The organism is Streptomyces sp. NPDC001231 (assembly GCF_042896885.1).
Classification (GTDB): Bacteria; Actinomycetota; Actinomycetes; order Streptomycetales; family Streptomycetaceae; genus Streptomyces.
The window spans coordinates 94,878-117,141 of the sequence record NZ_JBIAXS010000011.1; the positions used below are offsets into that span (position 1 = coordinate 94,878).

Below are 22,264 nucleotides of genomic sequence, written 5' to 3' on the forward strand. Positions count from 1 at the left end.
CGTCCGCCATGCCGCCGGGCGCCTGCCATGCCGCTGGGCGCTCGTCCTAGCCATCGCCCGCCCGCCACGCCGCAGGGCGCGCGCCTCAGTCGCCGCCCGCCCGCCTCGGCTGTTGAAGCCGTGAAGCGCGCCTCAGCCTCTGAACGCCCGCCACGCCGCCGCCCGCCTCGGCTGTTGAAGCCGTGAAGCCCGCCCCAGCCCCGGGCGCCCGCCATGCCGCCGGGCCCCCGCCCCAACCCCCGGGCGCCCGCCCCCGCCTCATCCGCCCAACACCCGAGCGAACGCCCCCGCCTTCTGCTTCACCCCGCTGCAATCCGTCGCCGCGTCCTCCCGGGACGGGACGTCCTTCTCGCACTGCCGGTCGCGGAAGGTGGACCACATCGAGACCCAGGCGATGTGCTTCTCCTCGGCGAAGGAGCGCACCTGGGCCGCGTCCTCGAGCGTGAAGGTCTCGCCGGCGATGTCGTTGGCGCCGATCATCGAGGTGAGCGCCATTCCCTCCCAGGCGGCGGCGTTCGACAACCCGAAGACCTTCTTCAGCTGGGTGTGGGCGGCCTTCGCGGCGGTGAGGGCGTAGTCGCCCATGTCGCCGGTGTAGGACTCGGCGTAGTTCATCGTCATGAGGTTGACGGTCGAGACCTGCACGTCGTGCACGTTCGCGGACTCCAGCAGGGCCAGGCCGTGGGAGTCCAGCCCGGACGGCATGACGGGCAGCGTGAAGGACACCTCCAGGCCGGGGCGCTGCTTCTGAAGCCGCGCGATCGCCCGCGAGCGCAGGTCGACGGAGGCCGAGTCGGTCAGCGTACGGCCCTCGATGTCGAAGTCGGCCCGGGTCGAGCCCGCCGCGTCCAGGGCCTTCCCGTACGCGTCCGCCAGCGCGGAGGGGTTCTCGCAGGTCGTCGCCAGTTCCTTGCCGGAGGCCCCGCCGAAGGAGACGCGCACCGTGGCGCCCGACTTCCTCAGCTTCCCGATCCGGGACTTCACCTCCGCGTCGTCCATACCGAACATGCCGTCCCACTGAGGTGTGCAGTCACGGGCGCCGGAGATGACGAAGGCGAGGTTGTACGTCGCGGGCGAGCCCGCGGAGTCGGTGCCCGAAGCCGTCGTCGCGCTCACGTACGGGGCGTACGAGGTGCTGGACTCCGGGGCCTTGGGGGCCGCGTCCGAGGTGCCGTCGGACATCGAGGAGCAGCCCGTGGCGGCCAGGGCGAACAGGCAGGTGAGCCCGGCCACCGGCGTCAGGAAACTCCTCATTGCGCATGCACCAGCCCTCGTGATGTCCGTCCGGGAATCCAAACACGGCGGGATCCCGGTCCGGAGAGAGCCTGCCTCCGGACCGGGAACCGCGTTCCGAGCCTGCCATCGAAAGCCGCGTCGCCGGGGCACTTCCGTCAAGCGCCACCCCCGCCTGCCACAATGGGCCGGTGACCCGCGCATCCCTGGAGAAGCAGCCGCACGACGTCGCCTCGATGTTCGACGACGTGGCGGAACGGTACGACCTGACCAACGACGTGCTGTCCCTGGGGCAGGACCGGCGGTGGCGGAAGGAGGTCGCCAGGGCGGTCGACGCCCGGCCTGCGCAGAAGATCCTCGATCTCGCCGCCGGCACGGCCACCTCCTCGCTGCCCTTCACCCGCGCCGGCGCCTACGTCGTCCCCTGCGACTTCTCGCTCGGGATGCTCCAGGTCGGGAAGCGGCGGCACGCCTGGCTGCCGTTCACGGCGGGCGACGCGACGCGGCTGCCTTTCAAGGACGACACCTTCGACGCCGTCACCATCTCCTTCGGGCTGCGCAACGTGCAGGACACCGAGACGGCCCTGCGCGAGATGTACCGGGTGACCCGGCCCGGCGGCCGGGTGGTCATCTGCGAGTTCTCGCACCCCACCTGGGCGCCGTTCCGCACCGTCTACACCGAGTACCTGATGCGGGCCCTGCCGTCCGTGGCGCGCGCGGTGTCCTCCAACCCGGACGCGTACGTCTACCTCGCCGAGTCCATCCGGGCCTGGCCCGACCAGCCCGCGCTGGCCGGGCTGCTGCGGACGGCCGGCTGGTCGAAGGTGGCCTGGCGCAACCTCAGCGGCGGAATCGTCTCCCTGCACCGGGGTTTCAAGGGCTGACGGCCGCGCGGGCCGTCACACGGGACTGGCCGCGTACGGATCGCCCGGTTCGTCGAGTTCGCGCTGGAGGCCGCCCGTGGGCGGTCGCGGGACGCGCGGCTCGCGGACGCCTCCGCCGCCCTCGCCCGTGCCGAAGTCGAACCACACGTACACCAGGGAGTCCCGCGGCACCTCGGCACCGGGCTGCGGGTACTGGCGGACGACGTAGTCGACGACCGTGAGATGGAAGTCCGGGCGGTCCGGCGCGTTGAGGAACAGGCCCCGGGCACGGGCGGTCTCGCGCGCGTCCACGGCCATCAGCCCGACCAGGCGCGGCACGCGTACTTCGGGCGTCTTGGGTGTCATGTACACAGACGTCACCCCCAGCGGTACTGGCAGGGTAACCGGCCAGGGGTGCCACCCGGAAGCGTCAAGTGTCTTTCTGTGACACTCGATTACACACAGTAATCGGTCGCGGTCACAGCTCCAGCCGGTAGCAGTGCCCCTGCCGCTGCGACACCGGCGTCACGAAGGTCTGCGCCAGCCGCATGCCGAGGCGCTCGGTGACCGCGATGGACCGCTTGTTGCGGGAGTCGACCATGGCCACCACGCTCGTCAGGCCGGTCGCGCGCAGTCGCTCCAGGGTCATGTGGGCCGCCGCCGTGACGTATCCGCGGCCCCAGTGTTCGCGGCCGAGCCGCCAGCCGATCTCGATCTCGCCCGTGGGGCCCCAGTCCCGCTCCCACGGCTGGGCGCCGGTGAAGCCGATGACGCGGCCGGTCTCGTCGAGCATCGTCCACAGGCAGAAGCCGCGTTCGGCGTCGTGCCGCCGCTGACGGGCGGTGAGTTCCTCGTAGACGGAAAGCTCCGCGGGACTGCCGCCGTGGAACTCCATGACGTCCGGGTCGGCGAAGATCCGGTGCCAGGCCACGGCGTCCTCATCGGTGGGCACACGCAGACGTACGACGGGGAGAGCTCGGTTCACGGGGCAGCCCTTCAGCCGGGTGATCAATTCTGCTGCATAGACTGCCCATGTCCAGTGCCGGTCGGCACGCAGATTCCGAACCTTGGGGAGATCCCGCTGTGACCGTGACTGAGCCCCTCTCCGAGAACACCGCCGATGTGATCGTCGTGGGCGCGGGGCCGGCCGGGTCCACCACCGCCTACCACCTCGCCCGGGCCGGACTCGACGTACTCCTGCTGGAGAAGACCGAGTTCCCGCGGGAGAAGGTCTGCGGCGACGGCCTCACCCCGCGCGCCGTCAAGCAACTCGTCGCGATGGGCATCGACGTCTCCGAGGAGGCCGGCTGGCTGCGCAACAAGGGCCTGAGGATCATCGGCGGCGGCGTCCGCCTCCAGCTGGACTGGCCCGACCTCGCCTCCTTCCCCGACTACGGACTCGTGCGCAAGCGCGACGACTTCGACGAGCAGCTCGCCCGGCAGGCGCAGAAGGCGGGCGCGCGGCTGTTCGAGCGCTGCAACGTGTCCGCGCCCCTCATCGACGACCGCACCGGCCGCATCACCGGGGTCAAGGCCAAACTGGGTGAGGAGAAGCGCGAGGTCACCTTCCACGCGCCGCTCGTCGTCGCCGCCGACGGCAACTCCACCCGGCTGTCCCTGGCGATGGGCCTGCACCGCCGCGAGGACCGCCCGATGGGCGTCGCGGTGCGCACCTACTTCACCAGCCCGCGCCACGACGACGACTACCTGGAGTCCTGGCTGGAGCTGTGGGACCGGCGCGGCCCCCAGGACCGGCTGCTGCCCGGTTACGGCTGGATCTTCGGCATGGGCGACGGCACCTCCAACGTCGGCCTGGGCGTGCTCAACACCTCCGAGTCCTTCAAGGAACTGGACTGGCGCGAGGTGCTCAAGGCCTGGTGCGCGTCGATGCCCGAGGACTGGGGCTACACCCCGGACAACATGACCGGCCCGATCCGCGGCGCCGCCCTGCCCATGGCCTTCAACCGCCAGCCCCACTACACGCGGGGCCTGCTGCTCGTCGGCGACGCGGGCGGTCTGGTCAACCCCTTCAACGGCGAGGGCATCGCCTATGCGATGGAGTCCGGCCAGCTCGCCGCCGACGTCATCGTCCAGGCCCACTCCCGGGCCACCCCGGCCCAGCGCGAGCTCGCCCTGCGGCGCTACCCGCGCGTCCTGAAGGACACCTACGGCGGCTACTACACGCTGGGCCGCGCCTTCGTGAAGCTCATCGGCAACCCGAAGGTCATGCAGATCGCCGCCCAGCGCGGGCTGACCCACCCGCTGCTGATGAAGTTCACCCTCAAGCTCCTGGCCAACCTCACCGACCCGACGGGCGGCGACGCGATGGACCGCATCATCAACGGTCTGAGCAAGGTGGCCCCGAAGGCGTGAGCACACGCGGGGACGACGGTGGGGCCGGCTCGTTGGCGAGCCGGCCCCACCGTGTCATACGAGGGTGAAGCGGGCGAATCGGGAAAGCCGGAAGGGCCGCTGCCCCCGAGCGGCTGCGGCCCTTCAGTCCGTTACGGCTGTCCGCGGGTGTCCTCAGAGCACCCGGACCGCGCCGGACGGCGGGTCGTAGGACAGCGGGCGCTCGACGACGCCCGTGGACGGGTTCTGCGCACCGACGAACATACCGTTCCCGACGTAGACACCCACGTGGTACGCGCTGCCCGCGCCGCCCCAGTAGAGGATGTCGCCCACTTGGAGGTTGGACAGCGACACCTGGGTGCCGGCGGTCGACTGGTCCTGGGAGACACGCGGCAGGCTGATGCCCACCTGCTTGAAGGCGGTCTGCACCAGGCCGGAGCAGTCGTAGGCGGACGGGCCGGTGGCGCCGGAGACGTAGGCCTTGCCGACCTGGGACTTGACGAACGAGACCACGGCCGCGGCCGAACCGGTCGCCGTGGACACGCTCGCGGAGGTGCTGCCGACGCTCGCCGAGGCGCTGAGCGTCGGCCGCTCGGCCGTGCGCGAGGCACGCAGGGCGGCGGCCTCGGCGGCCTTCTTCCGGGCGGCCTCGGCGGCCTTCTTGCGGGCCTCCGCCTTCTTCTTGGCGTCGGCGAGGTCCGCCTTGGCCTGCTTCGCGGCGTTTGCGGCGGCCGCGTCGCGCTCGGCGCCGAGTCGGTAGTTGGCGGCGGCCTGCTCCGTGGCCTCCGCCGACTGGGCCACCTGGGCGGCCAGGTCGGAGGTCAGCGTGGGCAGTTCGAGCGTCTGGGTCACCGGCTCGGCGGCGTTCGCCGACGAGGCCGACGTGCCGGCCACTGCCAGGGTGCCGAGGACGCCGCCGGCAACACCGGCCCGCATCGCGACTCTCGACGCGTTACGGCGAGGCTTCCGGTGGCTGCGTATGTGAGCGGTGTGGGACATGGGAACAACCGGTACCAGGGGCTCCTTCATATCTTCAAGAAACGTGTGCTGCGCCACATTTGCTCAATGGGGCGGCCAAAACCCGGGGCCGAGTTTCCTTATTGACGCCGTAACGGACATTGCGGGCGTGCGTGATCATGCCTTTGATCATGGTCTTTCGCTGTTACGCCCGAATTGCCCTCGGCCTACCATCCGTGCGGATCGTTGGCCAAGCCCGACTCTCAGACTCCTCTCATGAACGTGACGGAGGTCACGGAACGGTCACCGCTCCGCGGCGCGTCCGCGCGGTGGACTCACTGGTCCCATTTGTCACTTGAGTCCCATTGGTGAAACTGCGCCCGAGCAGCCTCCCAGGTCGCACATCCGACTTGTGAACGGGTGAACGTGTCCACATCTCGCGTCGCCGTCCCCCTGATGTGTGAAAAGCAGGCCCATATCAAGGTCTTGACACCGTTCGCCACTTTGCGTCGGGCGCTGGGCATCTGATAGTGCACACCCCCTCCGACCTGCAAATACGAGGTAAAATGTGACCAGTAGTGATCACGCGGGTGCTTCGCGTGCGAAGATCACCGCTCATCCGACTTGATGATCGTTCGTCAGGTGGTGGAGATCACAAAGCTCATGCAATACCCCGTGTCGCAGATCACAGAGCGTCGGGCATAAGATGCGAGGCAGTTGGGCTTGTGACCTGCTTCACATGTTCTCGATCTTGGCCGGACGAGCCGGGAGCGGGGGACGGGTGAGGCGGCCGTGGGCCCGGCGACCGCCAGCAGTCAGTGCCGACTGAGAGGAGCGAGGAGCGGTGAACGCTTATGCGCCCATCCTCGTACTGGGAGCCCTCGGGGCAGGCTTTGCGATCTTCTCCGTGGTCATGGCCACGCTGATCGGACCGAAGCGGTACAACCGCGCCAAACTCGAGGCATACGAGTGCGGTATCGAGCCGACCCCCACGCCGGCCGGCGGCGGGCGCTTTCCCATCAAGTACTACCTGACGGCGATGCTCTTCATCGTCTTCGACATCGAGATCGTCTTCCTCTACCCGTGGGCCGTCAGCTTCGACGCCCTGGGTGTTTTCGGGCTCGTGGAGATGCTGCTCTTCGTGCTCACCGTCTTCGTCGCGTACGCGTACGTATGGCGGCGCGGCGGCCTGGAATGGGACTGAGGGGCCTTTAACGACATGGGACTCGAAGAAAAGCTGCCGAGCGGCTTCCTGCTGACCACCGTCGAGCAGGCCGCGGGCTGGGTGCGCAAGGCGTCCGTCTTCCCGGCCACCTTCGGCCTCGCCTGCTGCGCGATCGAGATGATGACCACCGGCGCCGGCCGCTACGACCTGGCGCGCTTCGGCATGGAGGTCTTCCGCGGTTCGCCCCGTCAGGCGGACCTGATGATCGTGGCCGGCCGGGTCAGCCAGAAGATGGCGCCGGTCCTCCGGCAGGTCTACGACCAGATGCCCAACCCCAAGTGGGTGATCTCGATGGGCGTCTGCGCCTCCTCGGGCGGCATGTTCAACAACTACGCGATCGTCCAGGGCGTCGACCACATCGTCCCGGTCGACATCTACCTGCCGGGCTGTCCGCCCCGGCCCGAGATGCTGATGGACGCGATCCTCAAGCTGCACCAGAAGATCCAGTCCACCAAGCTCGGCGTGAACGCCGAGGAGGCCGCCCGCGAGGCGGAGGAGGCCGCGCTCAAGGCCCTGCCCACGATCGAGATGAAGGGGCTGCTGCGATGAGCGACGGACACGGCAAGGACGTGAACGGGTCCGCGAACGGGGTGAACCCCGAGAAGGACCTGTCCGCCGACAACCTCCCCGGCCAGCGCGGCCAGGGCGGCGAGGAGATCCGCGTCCAGCGCGGCATGTTCGGCGCCAACAACGGCGGCGACACCTCCGGATACGGCGGCCTGGTCCGCTCGGTCCGGCTCCCGGGACCGGCGAGCCGTCCCTACGGCGGCCCCGGCGGAGCCTTCGACGAGATCGCCGACGAACTCGAGGGCGCGCTGGAGGAACAGGGCCTCCTCCCGGAGAACGCGATCGAGAAGACGGTCGTCGACCGCGGCGAACTGACCTTCCACATCGAGCGCGAGCACCTGGTGCGCGTCGCCCGCACCCTGCGCGACGACCCCGCCCTGCGCTTCGAGCTGTGCACCGGAGTCAGCGGCGTCCACTACCCGCACGACAAGGGCCGCGAGCTGCACGCCGTGTACCACCTGCGCTCGATCACCCACAACCGGCTGGTCCGCCTGGAGGTCAGCGCCCCCGACGCCGACCCGCACATCCCGTCGCTGGTCCCCGTCTACCCGACCAACGACTGGCACGAGCGCGAGACGTACGACTTCTTCGGGATCGTCTTCGACGGCCACCCGGCCCTGACGCGGATCATGATGCCGGACGACTGGCAGGGCCATCCGCAGCGCAAGGACTACCCCCTCGGCGGCATCCCCGTCGAGTACAAGGGCGCCCAGATCCCGGCTCCGGACCAGCGGAGGTCGTACTCATGAGCACGCACACCCCGTCGTCGGCCTCCGCGCGCGAGACCACCGAGGGCACGGTCTACACGGTCACCGGTGGCGACTGGGACGAGGTCGCCCGGTCCGCAGCCCGCGCCGACGACGAGCGCATCGTCGTCAACATGGGCCCCCAGCACCCGTCCACCCACGGAGTGCTCCGCCTGATCCTGGAGATCGACGGCGAGACGGTCACCGAGGCCCGCTGCGGCATCGGCTATCTGCACACCGGCATCGAGAAGAACCTCGAGTTCCGCACGTGGACGCAGGGCACCACCTTCGTCACGCGCATGGACTACCTGACGTCCTTCTTCAACGAGACCGCCTACTGCCTCGCCGTCGAGAAACTCCTCGGCATCGAGGACCAGATCACCGAACGCGCCAAGATCATCCGGGTGCTCCTGATGGAGCTGAACCGGCTCTCCTCCCACCTGGTGTGCATCGCCACCGGCGGCATGGAGCTGGGCGCCACCACGATCATGATCTACGGATTCCGCGATCGTGAAATGATTCTCGACCTCTACGAGCTCATCACGGGCCTGCGGATGAACCACGCGTACATCCGGCCCGGCGGACTCGCCCAGGACCTGCCGCCCGGCGCGGTGGACCAGATCCGCGAGTTCGTGAAGAAGATGACGAAGAACCTCCCGGAGTACGACAAGCTCGCCACCGGGAACCCCATCTTCAAGGCCCGTATGCAGGACGTCGGCTACCTCGACCTGGCCGGCTGCATGGCCCTCGGCGCCACCGGCCCGATCCTGCGCTCCACCGGCCTGCCGCACGACCTGCGCAAGACGCAGCCCTACTGCGGCTACGAGACGTACGACTTCGACATCCCGACCGCCGACACCTGCGACTCCTACGGCCGCTTCCTGATCCGCCTGGAGGAGATGCGCCAGTCGCTCAGGATCGTCGAGCAGTGCCTGGACCGGCTGGAGCCGGGCCCGGTCATGGTCGCCGACAAGAAGATCGCCTGGCCCGCGCAGCTCGCCCTGGGACCGGACGGACTCGGCAACTCCCTCGACCACATCAAGAAGATCATGGGCACCTCCATGGAGGCCCTGATCCACCACTTCAAGCTGGTCACCGAGGGCTTCCGCGTCCCGCCGGGACAGGCGTACGCGGCGGTCGAGTCGCCCAAGGGCGAACTCGGGGTGCACGTCGTCTCCGACGGCGGCACCCGCCCCTACCGGGTCCACTTCCGCGACCCGTCCTTCACCAACCTTCAGGCGATGGCGGCGATGTGCGAGGGCGGCCAGGTCGCCGACGTCATCGTCGCCGTCGCGTCCATCGACCCCGTGATGGGAGGCGTCGACCGGTGACCACCAGTTCTTCGGAGCAGGGCGTCAGCCTGGGCATGCCCGAACTGCCCGCGCCCGACTACCCGGACGACGTCCGCACCCGGCTCGAGCGGGACGCGCGCGAGATCATCGCCCGCTACCCGGACTCCCGGTCCGCACTCCTTCCGCTGCTGCACCTGGTGCAGTCGGAGGAGGGCCACGTCACGCGCACCGGAATGCGGTTCTGCGCGGACGTGCTCGGCCTGACCACGGCCGAGGTCACCGCGGTCGCCACCTTCTACACCATGTACCGGCGCAAGCCGTCCGGTGACTACCAGGTGGGCGTCTGCACCAACACCCTGTGCGCCGTGATGGGCGGCGACGCCATCTTCGAGGCCCTCCAGGAGCACCTCGGCGTCGGCAACGGCGAGACCACCGACGACGGCAAGGTCACCCTGGAGCACATCGAGTGCAACGCGGCCTGCGACTACGCGCCGGTCGTGATGGTCAACTGGGAGTTCTTCGACAACCAGAACCCGGCGAGCGTCAAGCGCCTGGTCGACGACCTGCGCGCGGGACGGCCGGTGACGCCCACGCGCGGCGCGCCCCTGTGCACGTTCAAGGAGACCGCCCGGATCCTGGCGGGCTTCCCCGACGAGCGCGAAGGGGCGACGGAGGCCGGCGGCAGCGCGGGACCCGCCTCGCTGGTGGGCCTCCGCCTGGCCAAGGGGGAGGCCGCACCCGCGCGCGTGGTCCACCCGCGCGATGGCCGGCCGCACGACGGCGGACCGCAGGACGCGGCCGTGCACCTGAGTTCGCACGACGCGCCGCAGGCCACATCGGCCTCCGATCCGTCCCATCCGCAGGGACCCGTCGGAGACGTCGGAGAGGAGGGGGAGGGATGACCTTGGCACCGGAAATCGACGAGAGCAGCCCCGAGAAGCTGCTCGTGCCCGTGCTGTCGGCCTTCTGGGACGAGGACAGGTCCTGGACGCTGGACGTGTACCGGAGGCACGAGGGGTACGAGGGACTCCGCAAGGCGCTCGCCATGTCGCCGGACGACGTGATCGCGTACGTCAAGGACTCCGGTCTGCGCGGCCGCGGCGGCGCGGGGTTCCCCACGGGAATGAAGTGGCAGTTCATTCCCCAGGGTGATGGCAAGCCGCACTATCTTGTTGTCAACGCCGACGAATCGGAGCCCGGGACCTGCAAGGACATCCCGCTCCTCTTCGCGAACCCGCACAGCCTCATCGAGGGCATCGTCATCGCGTGCTACGCCATCAGGTCGTCGCATGCCTTCATCTATCTGCGGGGTGAAGTCGTCCCCGTACTGCGGCGGTTGCACGAGGCCGTGCGCGAGGCCTACGCGGCCGGCTACCTCGGCGAGAACATCCTGGGCAGCGGCCTCGACCTCGAACTCACCGTGCACGCCGGCGCCGGCGCGTACATCTGCGGTGAGGAGACCGCGCTGCTGGACTCGCTCGAAGGCCGCCGTGGTCAACCGCGGCTGCGTCCTCCCTTCCCCGCCGTCGCGGGCCTCTACGCGTGCCCGACTGTGGTGAACAACGTCGAGTCCATCGCGTCGGTTCCCGCGATCCTGCACAACGGCAAGGAATGGTTCCGGTCGATGGGCAGCGAGAAGTCCCCCGGCTTCACGCTCTACTCGCTCAGCGGCCATGTCGCCAACCCCGGCCAGTACGAGGCCCCGCTCGGCATCACGCTGCGTCAGCTGCTCGACATGAGCGGCGGCATGCGCCCCGGGCACCGGCTGAAGTTCTGGACGCCGGGCGGCTCCTCGACGCCGATGTTCACCGACGAGCACCTCGACGTGCCGCTCGACTACGAGGGCGTGGGCGCCGCGGGCTCGATGCTCGGCACCAAGGCCCTCCAGTGCTTCGACGACACGACCTGCGTGGTGCGGGCGGTGACCCGGTGGACCGAGTTCTACGCCCACGAGTCCTGCGGCAAGTGCACGCCGTGCCGTGAAGGAACGTACTGGCTGGTGCAGCTGCTGCGGGACATCGAGGCCGGCAAGGGCGTCATGTCCGACCTCGACAAGCTGAACGACATCGCCGACAACATCAACGGCAAGTCCTTCTGCGCCCTCGGTGACGGTGCCGCCTCCCCGATCTTCTCCTCCCTGAAGTTCTTCCGCGAGGAGTACGAGCAGCACATCACGGGCCGGGGCTGCCCCTTCGACCCGGCCAAGTCCACGGCCTGGGCCGATCGCACGGAGGTGAAAGCATGACCGTGACCACCAACGCTCCCGCGGGCGGGGGAGAGGCGGCGGTCCCGCCGGAAGATCTCGTGACGCTGACGATCGACGGGGTCGAGATCAGCGTGCCCAAGGGCACCCTGGTCATCCGGGCCGCCGAACAGCTCGGCATCGAGATCCCCCGGTTCTGCGACCACCCCCTCCTCGACCCGGCCGGCGCCTGCCGCCAGTGCATCGTCGAGGTCGAGGGCCAGCGCAAGCCGATGGCCTCCTGCACGATCACCTGCACGGACGGGATGGTTGTCAAGACCCAGCTCACCTCCCCGGTCGCCGAGAAGGCCCAGCACGGCGTGATGGAGCTGCTGCTCATCAACCACCCGCTGGACTGCCCGGTCTGCGACAAGGGCGGCGAGTGCCCGCTGCAGAACCAGGCCATGTCGCACGGCAACGCCGAGTCCCGCTTCGAGGGGAAGAAGCGGACCTACGAGAAGCCCGTGCCGATCTCCACGCAGGTGCTGCTCGACCGGGAGCGGTGCGTGCTGTGCGCCCGCTGCACCCGGTTCTCCAACCAGATCGCCGGCGACCCGATGATCGAGCTGATCGAGCGGGGCGCGCTCCAGCAGGTCGGCACCGGCGAGGGCGACCCCTTCGAGTCGTACTTCTCCGGCAACACCATCCAGATCTGCCCCGTCGGGGCGCTCACCTCGGCGGCGTACCGCTTCCGCTCCCGCCCCTTCGACCTGGTCTCCTCGCCGTCGGTGTGCGAGCACTGCTCGGGCGGCTGCGCCACCCGCAGCGACCACCGGCGCGGCAAGGTCATGCGGCGGCTCGCCGCCAACGACCCCGAGGTCAACGAGGAGTGGATCTGCGACAAGGGGCGCTTCGCGTTCCGGTACGCGCAGATGAAGGACCGGCTGACCACGCCCCTGGTGCGCAACCCCGAGGGCGAGCTGGTGCCGGCGTCCTGGCCGGAGGCGCTGGAGATCGCCGCCCAGGGCCTGCTCGCCTCGCGCGGGCGGACCGGTGTCCTCACCGGCGGCCGGCTCACCGTCGAGGACGCCTACGCGTACAGCAAGTTCGCGCGCGTGGCGCTCGACACCAACGACATCGACTTCCGCGCGCGCGTGCACAGCGGCGAGGAGGCCGACTTCCTCGCCTCCCGGATCGCCGGCCGCGGCCGGGACCTCGACGGCAGCGGTGTCACGTACACCGCGCTGGAGAAGGCGCCCGCCGTGCTGCTCGTCGGGTTCGAGTCCGAGGAGGAGGCACCCGGCGTCTTCCTCCGGCTGCGCAAGGCCTGGCGGGGGCACGGGCAGAAGGTGTTCGCACTGGCCACGCACGCCACGCGGGGCCTGGAGAAGACGGGCGGCACCCTGCTGCCGGCCGCGCCGGGCACCGAGAACGAGTGGCTGGACGCGCTGGCGGGCGGCGTCGGACTGGAGGAAGACGGCACCCGGGCCGCCGAGGCCCTGCGGGCCGAGGGCTCGGTCATCGTCGTCGGCGAGCGGCTCGCCGGAGTGGCCGGCGGCCCGACCGCCGCCGTACGGGCCGCCGCAGCGACCGGCGCACAGCTGGTGTGGATCCCGCGCCGGGCCGGCGAGCGCGGCGCCGTCGAGGCCGGCGCGCTGCCGTCGCTGCTGCCGGGCGGGCGCCCGGCCACCGACCCGCGTGCGCGGGAGGAGGTCGCCGCGCTCTGGGGCGTCGCCGAACTCCCGCACCGCTACGGCCGCGACACCGGGCAGATCATCGAGGCCGTGACGGGAGGCCAGCTCCAGGCCCTGCTGGTCGCGGGCGTGGAGATCGCCGACCTGCCCGATCCGGCACGCGCGCGCGCGGCCCTGTCCGAGGCGGGCTTCGTGGTGTCGCTGGAACTGCGGCCCAGCGAGGTCACGGAACACGCGGACGTGGTCCTGCCCGTCGCCGCCGTCGCCGAGAAGGCCGGCACCTTCCTCAACTGGGAGGGCAGGATCCGCTCCTTCGAGGCCGCGCTCAAGCCGGAGCAGATGACCCGCACCCTGTCGCCCACCGACGCGCGCGTGCTGCAGATGCTGGCCGACGCCATGGACGTGCACCTGGGCCTGCCGGACCTGCGGACCGTGCGCGCGGAGCTCGACCGGCTCGGTGCCTGGACCGGACCGCGCGCCGACGACCCGGTGCACAGCGCTGGCGCGGCGCCGCGCCCGGCCGCCGGGGAGGCCCTGCTCGCGGGACACCGGCTGCTGCTCGACCAGGGTGTCCTCCAGGAGGGCGACGAGGCGCTCGCCGGGACCCGGCACGCCGCACGCGCACGCGTGTCGGCCGCCACGGCCGCCGAGGCGGGCGTCGCGGACTCCGCCGCGCTCGCCGTGACCGGTCCCGCCGGCACGGTCGAACTCCCGCTGGAGATCACCGAGATGCCCGACCGGGTGGTGTGGCTCCCGCTGAACTCCGTCGGCGGGGGTGTCGCCTCCGACACCGGGGCGCTGCCCGGCTCCCTGGTCCGTATCGGCCCGGCGACGTCCTCGACCGAGGCCCCCAAGGAGGTGGAGGCATGAGCCCGTACCTCGCCGCTGAGAACCTGTCGATGTTCGGCACCGATCCCTGGTGGCTGGTCGTCGTCAAGGCGGTGTTCTGCTTCGCCTTCCTGATGGTGACGGTGCTGTTCTCCATCGTCTGGGAGCGCAAGGTCGTCGCCTGGATGCAGCTGCGCATCGGCCCCAACCGGAACGGGCCCTGGGGCATGCTCCAGTCGCTCGCCGACGGCGTGAAGCTGATGCTCAAGGAGGACGTCGTCGTCAAGCGTGCGGACAAGGTGGTCTACGTCCTCGCGCCGATCGTCGCGGCCATCCCGGCCTTCATGGCGATCGCGGTGATCCCCTTCGGGCCGGCGAACAACGAGATCTCGATCTTCGGTCACCGCACCGCGATGCAGCTGACCGACCTGCCGATCGCGATGCTCTACATCCTCGCGGTCGCCTCCGTCGGCATCTACGGCATCGTGCTGGCGGGCTGGAGCTCCGGATCGACCTACCCGCTCCTGGGCGGACTGCGGTCCTGCGCGCAGATGATCTCCTACGAGATCGCCATGGGCGCCGCGTTCGCCTCGGTCTTCCTGTACTCGGGCTCGATGTCGACGTCGGCGATCGTCGAGCAGCAGCACGACCGCTGGTACATCCTGCTGCTGCCGGTCTCGTTCATCCTCTACATCGTGACGATGGTCGGGGAGACCAACCGCGCGCCGTTCGACATGCCGGAGTCCGAGGGCGACCTGGTCGGCGGCTTCAACACCGAATACTCGTCGATCAAGTTCGCGATGTTCATGCTCGCCGAGTACGTGAACATGGTGACGGTCTCCGCGGTGTCGACCACGCTCTTCCTGGGCGGCTGGCGGGCCCCCTGGCCGATCAGCACCTTCTGGGAGGGCGCCAACCACGGCTGGTGGCCGCTGCTCTGGTTCGTGATCAAGGTCCAGCTGCTGCTGTTCTTCTTCATCTGGCTGCGCGGCACGCTCCCGCGGGTCCGTTACGACCAGCTGATGAAGCTCGGCTGGAAGGTCCTCATCCCGGTCTCCGTGGCCTGGCTGATGCTCGTCGCGACCGTCCGGGTCCTGCGCAACGAGAACTACGGCTTCGCCGACATCGCCCTCTACGTCGCCGGTGCCGTGCTGGCCGTGCTGGTCCTGTCCTTCGTCGCCGACATGTTCCGCGAGCGGACGAAGAGCGCCGAGCAGCCCGAAGCCCAGCCGGCCGCCTTCGACGCGATGGCCGGCGGATTCCCCGTACCGCCGCTGCCGGGGCAGGAGCTGCCGCCGGTGCCGCGGCGCCGCTCGCGCCGCGAGCGGGAGTTGATTGTCAGTGGCGGGTCGGACACTGCCAGTGACGGACCTCTGGATGGAAAGGAGGCGTCCGATGGCTGAGGAGCCCAAGGAGACCAAACCCGGTTTCCAGAACCCCGTGGCCGGCTTCGGCGTGACCTTCAAGGCCATGTTCAAGAAGCGGCTGACCGAGCAGTACCCGGAGCAGCAGAAGACCACGGCTCCGCGCTTCCACGGACGGCACCAGCTCAACCGCCATCCGGACGGCCTGGAGAAGTGCGTCGGCTGCGAGCTGTGCGCCTGGGCCTGCCCCGCCGACGCCATCTACGTGGAGGGCGCCGACAACACCGACGAGGAACGCTACTCGCCGGGCGAGCGGTACGGCCGCGTCTACCAGATCAACTACGCCCGCTGCATCCTGTGCGGCCTGTGCATCGAGGCGTGCCCCACGCGCGCGCTGACGATGACCAACGAGTTCGAACTGGCCGACTCCAGCCGCGCCAACCTCATCTACACCAAGGAGCAGCTGCTCGCCGGTCTCGAAGAGGGCATGGTCGACACACCGCACGCCATCTACCCGGGGACGGACGAGCAGGACTACTACCGCGGCCTGGTGACGGAGGCCGCGCCGGGCACGGTGCGCCAGGTCGCCGTCTCCAAGGGAGAACAGGGTCACTTGGCAGGCCCTTCGAGCGCGGCCGAAGAACAGGGGGCTGACGCATGAGCGCGCAGCTCGCCGCCTACTCCACCTCCACCGGAGAGGCTTTCCAGTTCTGGGTACTCGGCACCGTCGCGGTGATCGGCGCCCTGTGCACCGTCTTCATGAAGAGGGCCGTGCACAGCGCGCTGTGCCTGGCCGCCACCATGATCGTCCTGGCGGTGTTCTACCTCACCAACGGCGCCTACTTCCTGGGCATCGTGCAGATCGTCGTCTACACCGGCGCGATCATGATGCTGTTCCTGTTCGTGGTGATGCTCGTCGGCGTGACCGCGGCGGACTCCCTGAAGGAGACCATCAAGGGCCAGCGCTGGCTGGCCCTGCTGTGCGGGCTCGGCTTCGGCGTCCTGCTCGTCGCGGGCATCGCCAACGCCTCCCTGAAGGAGTTCAACGGCACCGGCAGGGCCAACGCGGGCGGCAACGTGGAGGGCCTGGCCTCCCTCCTCTTCACCCGGTACGTCTTCGCCTTCGAGCTCACCGGCGCGCTGCTGATCACGGCCACCGTCGGCGCCATGGTGCTCACCCACCGGGAGCGCACCGAGCGGGCCAAGACCCAGCGCGAGCTGGCCGAGCAGCGCGTGCGCGAGGGACGGCACGTACCGCCGCTGCCCGCGCCCGGCGTCTACGCCCGGCACAACGCCGTGGACATCGCCGGACTGCTGCCCGACGGCACCCCGTCCGAGCTCACCGTCAGCAAGACGCTGCGCGAGCGCGGGCAGATCCGTGACGTCTCGGCCGAGGCCCTCAACGACCTCAAGGCCCTGGAGCAGCGCGCCGCGGAACGCCTGGAGCGCACCGCGATCGAGCCGACGGCCTTCAAGCGGCCCGAGGAGGCGTCGAAGTGAACCCTGTGAACTACCTCTATCTCGCCGCCCTGTTGTTCACGATCGGCGCCACCGGCGTGCTGATCCGGCGCAACGCCATCGTGGTCTTCATGTGCATCGAGTTGATGCTGAACGCCTGCAACCTCGCGCTCGTCACCTTCTCGCGGATGCACGGCAACCTCGACGGCCAGATCATCGCGTTCTTCACGATGGTCGTCGCCGCGGCGGAGGTCGTGGTCGGGCTCGCGATCATCGTGTCGGTGTTCCGTTCCCGTCACTCGGCCTCGGTCGACGACGCCAGCCTGATGAAGCTGTAAGGGGTCGGAAGAATCGTGGAGAACCTGATTGCGCTGCTGATCGCGGCGCCCCTGCTCGGAGCGGCCGTCCTCCTGGTCGGCGGGCGGCGACTCGACGCTGTCGGCCACTGGCTCGGCACCCTGCTCGCGGCCGTCTCCTTCGTGATCGGCCTGGTCCTCTTCGCCGACCTGCTCGGCAGAAGCGCCGACCAACGGACCCTGACCCAGCACCTGTTCAGCTGGATCCCGGTGTCCGGCTTCCAGGCGGACGTCACGTTCCGTCTCGACCAGCTGTCGATGACGTTCGTCCTGCTGATCACCGGTGTCGGCTCGCTGATCCACCTGTACTCGGTCGCGTACATGGAGCACGACGAGCGGCGCCGCCGCTTCTTCGGCTACCTCAACCTGTTCCTCGCGGCGATGCTGGTGCTCGTCCTCGCCGACAACTACCTGCTGCTGTACGTCGGCTGGGAGGGCGTCGGTCTCGCCTCCTACCTGCTGATCGGCTTCTGGCAGCACAAGCCCAGCGCGGCGACCGCGGCGAAGAAGGCCTTCCTGGTCAACCGGGTCGGCGACATGGGCCTGTCCATCGCGATCATGCTGATGTTCGCGACGTTCGGCACCTTCGCCTTCGGACCGCTGCTCGGCACCCACGCCGAACCCGGTCTCGTGGGCGGCGCCACCGAGGGCAAGCTCACCGCGATCGCGCTGATGCTGCTGCTCGCCGCGTGCGGCAAGTCCGCCCAGGTGCCGCTGCAGTCCTGGCTCGGGGACGCGATGGAGGGCCCGACCCCGGTCTCGGCCCTCATCCACGCCGCGACCATGGTGACGGCGGGCGTCTACCTCATCGTCCGCTCCGCGGCGATCTTCAACGCGGCGCCCGACGCGCAGCTGGTGGTCACCGTCGTCGGCGCGGTCACGCTGCTGTTCGGTGCGATCGTCGGTTGCGCGAAGGACGACATCAAGAAGGCGCTGGCCGGCTCGACCATGTCGCAGATCGGCTACATGGTGCTGGCCGCGGGCCTCGGCCCCATCGGCTACGTCTTCGCGATCATGCACCTGGTGACGCACGGCTTCTTCAAGGCCGGGCTGTTCCTCGGCGCCGGTTCGGTCATGCACGGCATGAACGACGAGGTGGACATGCGCAAGTACGGCGGGCTGCGCGCGTACATGCCGGTCACCTTCATCACCTTCGGCCTCGGCTACCTCGCCATCATCGGCTTCCCGGGCCTGTCCGGCTTCTTCTCCAAGGACAAGATCATCGAGGCGGCCTTCGCCAAGGGCGGCACCGAGGGCTGGATCCTCGGCGGCGCGGCCCTGCTGGGCGCGGCCATCACGGCGTTCTACATGACGCGCGTGATGCTGATGACGTTCTTCGGCGAGAAGCGCTGGCAGCCCGACGAGAACGGCAACGAGCCGCACCCGCACGAGTCGCCGAAGGCCATGACGATCCCGATGATCGTGCTCGCCGTCGGCTCGGTCCTGGGCGGCGCGTTCTTCAGCATCGGCGACCGCTTCCTGCACTGGCTGGAGCCGGTCACCGGGCACAGCGAGGGCAACTCGCCGCTCAGCGCGTGGACGGTCACCGGCGCGACGATGGTGTGCCTGGTCGTCGGCGTGGCCATCGCCTGGGCCCAGTACGGCCGCAAGCCGGTCCCGGTCGTCGCCCCGCGCGGCTCGCTGCTCACCCGGGCCGCCCGGCGGGACCTGCTCCAGGACGACTTCAACCACATCGTCCTGGTCCGCGGCGGCGAGCACCTCACGCGGTCCCTGGTCTACGTCGACCACACCCTGGTCGACGGAGTCGTCAACGGCACGGCGGCCTCGGTCGGCGGCCTGTCCGGGCGGATGCGCCGGCTGCAGAACGGCTTCGCGCGCTCCTACGCGGTCTCGATGTTCGGCGGTGCGGCACTGCTGGTCGCCGCGACCCTGCTGATGAGGGCGGTCTGATACCGATGTCCTTTCCTCTGCTGACAGCGACGGCGGTGCTCCCGGCTCTCGGGGCCATCGCCACGGCCGCCGTGCCGGCCGCCCGGCGCACCGCCGCGAAGTGGCTCGCGCTGGTCGCCTCGCTGGCCACGCTCGCGCTGGCCGTCACCGTCCTGGTCCGCTTCGATCCGGGCGGCGCCCGTTACCAGCTCACCGAGTCCCATTCCTGGATCTCGTCCTTCGGCGTCAGGTACGAGCTGGGCGTGGACGGCATCGGGGTGGCGCTGATCGGGCTGACCGCCCTGCTCATCCCGTTCGTGATCCTGGCCGGCTGGCACGACGCCGACCCGCTGGAGACCGGAAGCCGCCGCTGGCGGCCGACGCAGGGCTTCTTCGCCCTGATCCTGGCCGTCGAGGCGATGGTGATCATCTCCTTCGAGGCCACCGACGTCTTCCTCTTCTACATCTTCTTCGAAGCCATGCTGATCCCGATGTACTTCCTCATCGGCGGCTTCGGGGACCGTGCCCATGAGCACGGCGAGGAGACGGCGTCGACCCAGCGGTCGTACGCGGCGGTGAAGTTCCTGCTCTACAACCTGACCGGTGGTCTGATCATGCTGGCCGCGGTGATCGGGCTGTACGTGGTCGCCGGGAGCTTCTCGCTCACCGAGATCGCGCAGGCCCGCGCCAACGGCTCGCTGCACATGGCGACCGACGTCGAACGCTGGCTGTTCCTCGGCTTCTTCTTCGCCTTCGCGGTGAAGGCGCCGCTGTGGCCGCTGCACACCTGGCTGCCCAACGCGATGCAGGAGTCGACCGCTCCGGTCGCCGTCCTCATCACCGCGGTCGTGGACAAGGTGGGCACCTTCGCGATGCTCCGCTTCTGCCTCCAGCTGTTCCCGGAGGCGAGCAAGTGGGCCACGCCGGCCATCCTCGTCCTCGCCCTGATCAGCATCATCTACGGGGCGCTGCTCGCGGTGGGCCAGCGGGACATCAAGCGCCTGATCGCGTACGCGTCGATCTCGCACTTCGGCTTCATCATCATGGGCATCTTCGCGATGACCAGCCAGGGCCAGTCCGGAGCGACGCTCTACATGGTCAACCACGGTCTGTCGACGGCCGTGCTCATGCTGATCGCCGGCTTCCTGATCTCCCGGCGCGGTTCCCGGCTCATCTCCGACTACGGGGGTGTGCAGAAGGTCGCTCCGGTGCTCGCCGGCACGTTCCTGATCGGCAGCCTCGCCACCCTGTCCCTGCCGGGACTGGCGCCCTTCGTCAGTGAGTTCCTGGTGCTGGTCGGCACGTTCACGCGCTATCCGGCGATCGGCATCGTCGCCACCTTCGGCATCGTGCTCGCCGCGCTGTACACGCTCGTCCTGTACCAGCGGACGATGACCGGCCCCGTGAAGCCGGAGGTCTCGGCGATGCCGGACCTGCGGGTGCGGGAACTGGTGGTCGTGGCACCGCTGGTGGTGCTGCTGATCTTCCTGGGTGTCTATCCGAAGCCTGTCACGGACATCGTCAACCCGGCGGTCCAGCAGACCATGTCCGACGTACACAAGACCGACCCGAAGCCCGCAGTGGAGGCGGCCAAGTGAGCGGAGCAGCCGTCCACAGCCTGTGGACAACCGCGGCCGACCCGATCTCGAAGATCGAGGCGCCGAAGATCGAATACGGGCAGTTGTCGCCCACCCTGATCGTCGTGGGCGCGGCGATCGTCGGAATGCTCATCGAGGCGTTCGTCCCGCGCAGGTCGCGCTACTACGCGCAGGTGTTCGTGTCCGTCGTCGCGCTCGCCGCCGCGTTCGCCGCGGTCGTCGCGCTCGCGGCGGACGGATACGGCACCACCAAGGCGCACATCGCGGCCATGGGGGCCATCTCCGTCGACGGACCCTCGCTCTTCCTCCAGGGCACGATCCTGCTGGCGAGCCTGGTCTCCCTGTTCACCTTCGCCGAGCGGCGACTGGATCCGGCGGCGCACGGCAACCGCGTCGACTCCTTCGCCGCGCAGGCGGCGGCGGTACCGGGCGGCGAGAGCGAGAAGGCCGCGGTCAAGGCCGGTTTCACCACCACCGAGGTCTTCCCGCTCCTGCTCTTCGCGGTCGCCGGCATGCTGGTGTTCCCCTCGGCCAACGACCTGCTGACCCTGTTCGTGGCCCTGGAGGTCTTCTCCCTGCCGCTGTACCTCCTGTGCGCGCTGGCCCGCCGCAAGCGGCTCATGTCGCAGGAGGCCGCGGTCAAGTACTTCCTGCTGGGCGCCTTCGCCTCCGCGTTCACCCTCTTCGGCATCGCGCTGCTGTACGGGTACGCGGGCTCGGTGTCCTACGCCCGGATCGCGCAGGTCGTCGACGGCAACGTGCCGAACGTCGACCCGGCACTCGCCAACACCATGGGCAACGACGCGCTGCTGCTCATCGGCGCCGCGATGGTCGTGATGGGTCTGCTGTTCAAGGTGGGCGCGGTCCCGTTCCACATGTGGACGCCGGACGTCTACCAGGGCGCTCCGACCCCGGTCACCGGGTTCATGGCGGCGGCCACCAAGGTGGCGGCCTTCGGCGCGCTGCTGCGGCTGCTGTACGTCGTCCTGCCGGGCATGCGGTGGGACTGGCGGCCGGTCATGTGGGGGGTCGCGATCGTCACCATGCTGGGCGGTGCGATCGTCGCGATCACGCAGACCGACATCAAGCGGCTGCTCGCGTACTCGTCGATCGCGCACGCGGGCTTCATCCTCGCCGGTGTCATCGCGACCTCGAAGGACGGCGTCTCGTCCGTCCTGTTCTACCTGGCCGCGTACTCCTTCGTGACGATCGGCGCGTTCGCCGTGGTCACGCTGGTGCGCGACGCGGGCGGCGAGGCGACGCACCTGTCCAAGTGGGCGGGGCTGGGCCGGCGTTCCCCGCTGGTGGCGGCCGTGTTCGCGGTGTTCCTGCTGGCCTTCGCGGGCATTCCGCTGACCTCCGGCTTCGCCGGGAAGTTCGCGGTGTTCAAGGCGGCGGCCGAGGGTGGCGCGGTGCCGCTGGTCGTGATCGGTGTGATCTCGTCGGCGATCGCGGCCTTCTTCTACATCCGCGTCATCGTGCTCATGTTCTTCAGCGATCCCCACCCGGAGGGTCCGACGGTGGCGGTGCCGTCCCCGCTGACGATGACCGCGATCGGCGTGGGCGTGGCGGTCACGGTGGTACTCGGCGTGGCCCCGCAGTACTTCCTGGACCTGGCCGACCAGGCGGGAGTGTTCGTGCGCTGAGGCAGCGCGGAAC

20 protein-coding genes are annotated in these 22,264 nt (G+C 69.5%); 16 read left to right on the plus strand and 4 right to left on the minus strand.

Features of this window, described 5'->3' with window-relative positions; all coding sequences use genetic code 11:
* Window positions 1-258: 258 nt before the first annotated feature.
* Complete coding sequence (locus ACFY3J_RS15665) at window positions 259-1,254, minus strand: chitinase (RefSeq protein ID WP_390841053.1); 996 nt, start codon at window positions 1,252-1,254, stop codon at window positions 259-261.
* Window positions 1,255-1,424: 170 nt separating this feature from the next.
* On the opposite strand from ACFY3J_RS15665, the gene ACFY3J_RS15670 reads away from it, so the two are divergent.
* Complete coding sequence (locus ACFY3J_RS15670) at window positions 1,425-2,117, plus strand: demethylmenaquinone methyltransferase (protein ID WP_384176114.1); 693 nt, start codon at window positions 1,425-1,427, stop codon at window positions 2,115-2,117.
* Window positions 2,118-2,132: 15 nt separating this feature from the next.
* On the opposite strand, the gene ACFY3J_RS15675 is transcribed toward ACFY3J_RS15670, so the two are convergent.
* Both ACFY3J_RS15675 and ACFY3J_RS15680 read right to left on the minus strand, forming a co-directional pair.
* On the minus strand, window positions 2,133-2,462 hold the full coding sequence (locus tag ACFY3J_RS15675) for a PASTA domain-containing protein (protein WP_390841054.1): 330 nt from the start codon (window positions 2,460-2,462) through the stop codon (window positions 2,133-2,135).
* Window positions 2,463-2,574: 112 nt separating this feature from the next.
* Window positions 2,575-3,081 carry a GNAT family N-acetyltransferase gene (locus tag ACFY3J_RS15680; protein WP_384176110.1) on the minus strand — a complete coding sequence of 169 codons (507 nt, stop codon included), beginning with the start codon at window positions 3,079-3,081 and terminating at the stop codon, window positions 2,575-2,577.
* Between the two features lie 47 nt (window positions 3,082-3,128).
* Here ACFY3J_RS15680 and ACFY3J_RS15685 point away from each other — a divergent pair, with 47 nt between their 5' ends.
* Window positions 3,129-4,469 carry a geranylgeranyl reductase family protein gene (locus tag ACFY3J_RS15685; protein ID WP_390841055.1) on the plus strand — a complete coding sequence of 447 codons (1,341 nt, stop codon included), beginning with the start codon at window positions 3,129-3,131 and terminating at the stop codon, window positions 4,467-4,469.
* Window positions 4,470-4,622: 153 nt separating this feature from the next.
* Here the strand turns inward: ACFY3J_RS15685 and ACFY3J_RS15690 are convergent, their stop codons facing one another.
* On the minus strand, window positions 4,623-5,447 hold the full coding sequence (locus tag ACFY3J_RS15690) for a C40 family peptidase (RefSeq protein WP_384176106.1): 825 nt from the start codon (window positions 5,445-5,447) through the stop codon (window positions 4,623-4,625).
* Window positions 5,448-6,249: 802 nt separating this feature from the next.
* Between ACFY3J_RS15690 and ACFY3J_RS15695 the strand changes: the two genes are divergently transcribed.
* The 14 genes from ACFY3J_RS15695 to nuoN are packed head-to-tail and all read left to right on the plus strand — an operon-like array spanning window position 6,250 to window position 22,251.
* Window positions 6,250-6,609, plus strand: coding sequence for an NADH-quinone oxidoreductase subunit A (locus ACFY3J_RS15695; protein WP_100569667.1), 360 nt, complete (start codon window positions 6,250-6,252; stop codon window positions 6,607-6,609).
* Between the two features lie 15 nt (window positions 6,610-6,624).
* Window positions 6,625-7,179 (plus strand): NADH-quinone oxidoreductase subunit B family protein, encoded by a 555-nt coding sequence (locus ACFY3J_RS15700; protein WP_009190037.1) that lies wholly within the window; start codon window positions 6,625-6,627, stop codon window positions 7,177-7,179.
* A complete protein-coding gene (locus tag ACFY3J_RS15705) occupies window positions 7,176-7,946 on the plus strand; it encodes an NADH-quinone oxidoreductase subunit C (protein WP_384176103.1) in 771 nt (256 codons plus the stop codon). The genes ACFY3J_RS15700 and ACFY3J_RS15705 overlap by 4 nt, the downstream gene beginning before the upstream one ends.
* Window positions 7,943-9,274, plus strand: coding sequence for an NADH-quinone oxidoreductase subunit D (locus ACFY3J_RS15710; protein ID WP_141359462.1), 1,332 nt, complete (start codon window positions 7,943-7,945; stop codon window positions 9,272-9,274). The genes ACFY3J_RS15705 and ACFY3J_RS15710 overlap by 4 nt, the downstream gene beginning before the upstream one ends.
* Window positions 9,271-10,137, plus strand: a complete 867-nt coding sequence (nuoE, locus tag ACFY3J_RS15715) for an NADH-quinone oxidoreductase subunit NuoE (protein WP_384176100.1) — start codon at window positions 9,271-9,273, stop codon at window positions 10,135-10,137. Before ACFY3J_RS15710 ends, nuoE begins: the two co-directional genes overlap by 4 nt.
* Complete coding sequence (gene nuoF, locus ACFY3J_RS15720; RefSeq protein ID WP_384176098.1) at window positions 10,134-11,480, plus strand: NADH-quinone oxidoreductase subunit NuoF; 1,347 nt, start codon at window positions 10,134-10,136, stop codon at window positions 11,478-11,480. Before nuoE ends, nuoF begins: the two co-directional genes overlap by 4 nt.
* Complete coding sequence (locus ACFY3J_RS15725; protein ID WP_390841056.1) at window positions 11,477-13,981, plus strand: NADH-quinone oxidoreductase subunit G; 2,505 nt, start codon at window positions 11,477-11,479, stop codon at window positions 13,979-13,981. The genes nuoF and ACFY3J_RS15725 overlap by 4 nt, the downstream gene beginning before the upstream one ends.
* Window positions 13,978-15,342: an NADH-quinone oxidoreductase subunit NuoH gene (gene nuoH, locus ACFY3J_RS15730; RefSeq protein WP_384176094.1), complete on the plus strand. Its 1,365-nt coding sequence runs from the start codon at window positions 13,978-13,980 to the stop codon at window positions 15,340-15,342. The genes ACFY3J_RS15725 and nuoH overlap by 4 nt, the downstream gene beginning before the upstream one ends.
* Window positions 15,335-15,964, plus strand: coding sequence for an NADH-quinone oxidoreductase subunit NuoI (gene nuoI, locus ACFY3J_RS15735; RefSeq protein ID WP_384176092.1), 630 nt, complete (start codon window positions 15,335-15,337; stop codon window positions 15,962-15,964). The genes nuoH and nuoI overlap by 8 nt, the downstream gene beginning before the upstream one ends.
* Window positions 15,961-16,803 carry an NADH-quinone oxidoreductase subunit J gene (locus tag ACFY3J_RS15740; RefSeq protein ID WP_141359456.1) on the plus strand — a complete coding sequence of 281 codons (843 nt, stop codon included), beginning with the start codon at window positions 15,961-15,963 and terminating at the stop codon, window positions 16,801-16,803. Before nuoI ends, ACFY3J_RS15740 begins: the two co-directional genes overlap by 4 nt.
* Entirely contained in the window at window positions 16,800-17,099 is a 300-nt protein-coding gene (nuoK, locus tag ACFY3J_RS15745) for an NADH-quinone oxidoreductase subunit NuoK (RefSeq protein ID WP_100569676.1), read from the plus strand. The genes ACFY3J_RS15740 and nuoK overlap by 4 nt, the downstream gene beginning before the upstream one ends.
* A 15-nt stretch (window positions 17,100-17,114) precedes the next feature.
* Entirely contained in the window at window positions 17,115-19,028 is a 1,914-nt protein-coding gene (gene nuoL / locus ACFY3J_RS15750; protein WP_384176089.1) for an NADH-quinone oxidoreductase subunit L, read from the plus strand.
* 5 nt (window positions 19,029-19,033) lie between these two features.
* Window positions 19,034-20,605 carry an NADH-quinone oxidoreductase subunit M gene (locus tag ACFY3J_RS15755; RefSeq protein WP_384176087.1) on the plus strand — a complete coding sequence of 524 codons (1,572 nt, stop codon included), beginning with the start codon at window positions 19,034-19,036 and terminating at the stop codon, window positions 20,603-20,605.
* The gene (nuoN, locus tag ACFY3J_RS15760; protein ID WP_390841057.1) at window positions 20,602-22,251 is read left to right on the plus strand and encodes an NADH-quinone oxidoreductase subunit NuoN; all 1,650 of its coding nucleotides are present in this window, start codon (window positions 20,602-20,604) and stop codon (window positions 22,249-22,251) included. The genes ACFY3J_RS15755 and nuoN overlap by 4 nt, the downstream gene beginning before the upstream one ends.
* Window positions 22,252-22,264: the final 13 nt, after the last annotated feature.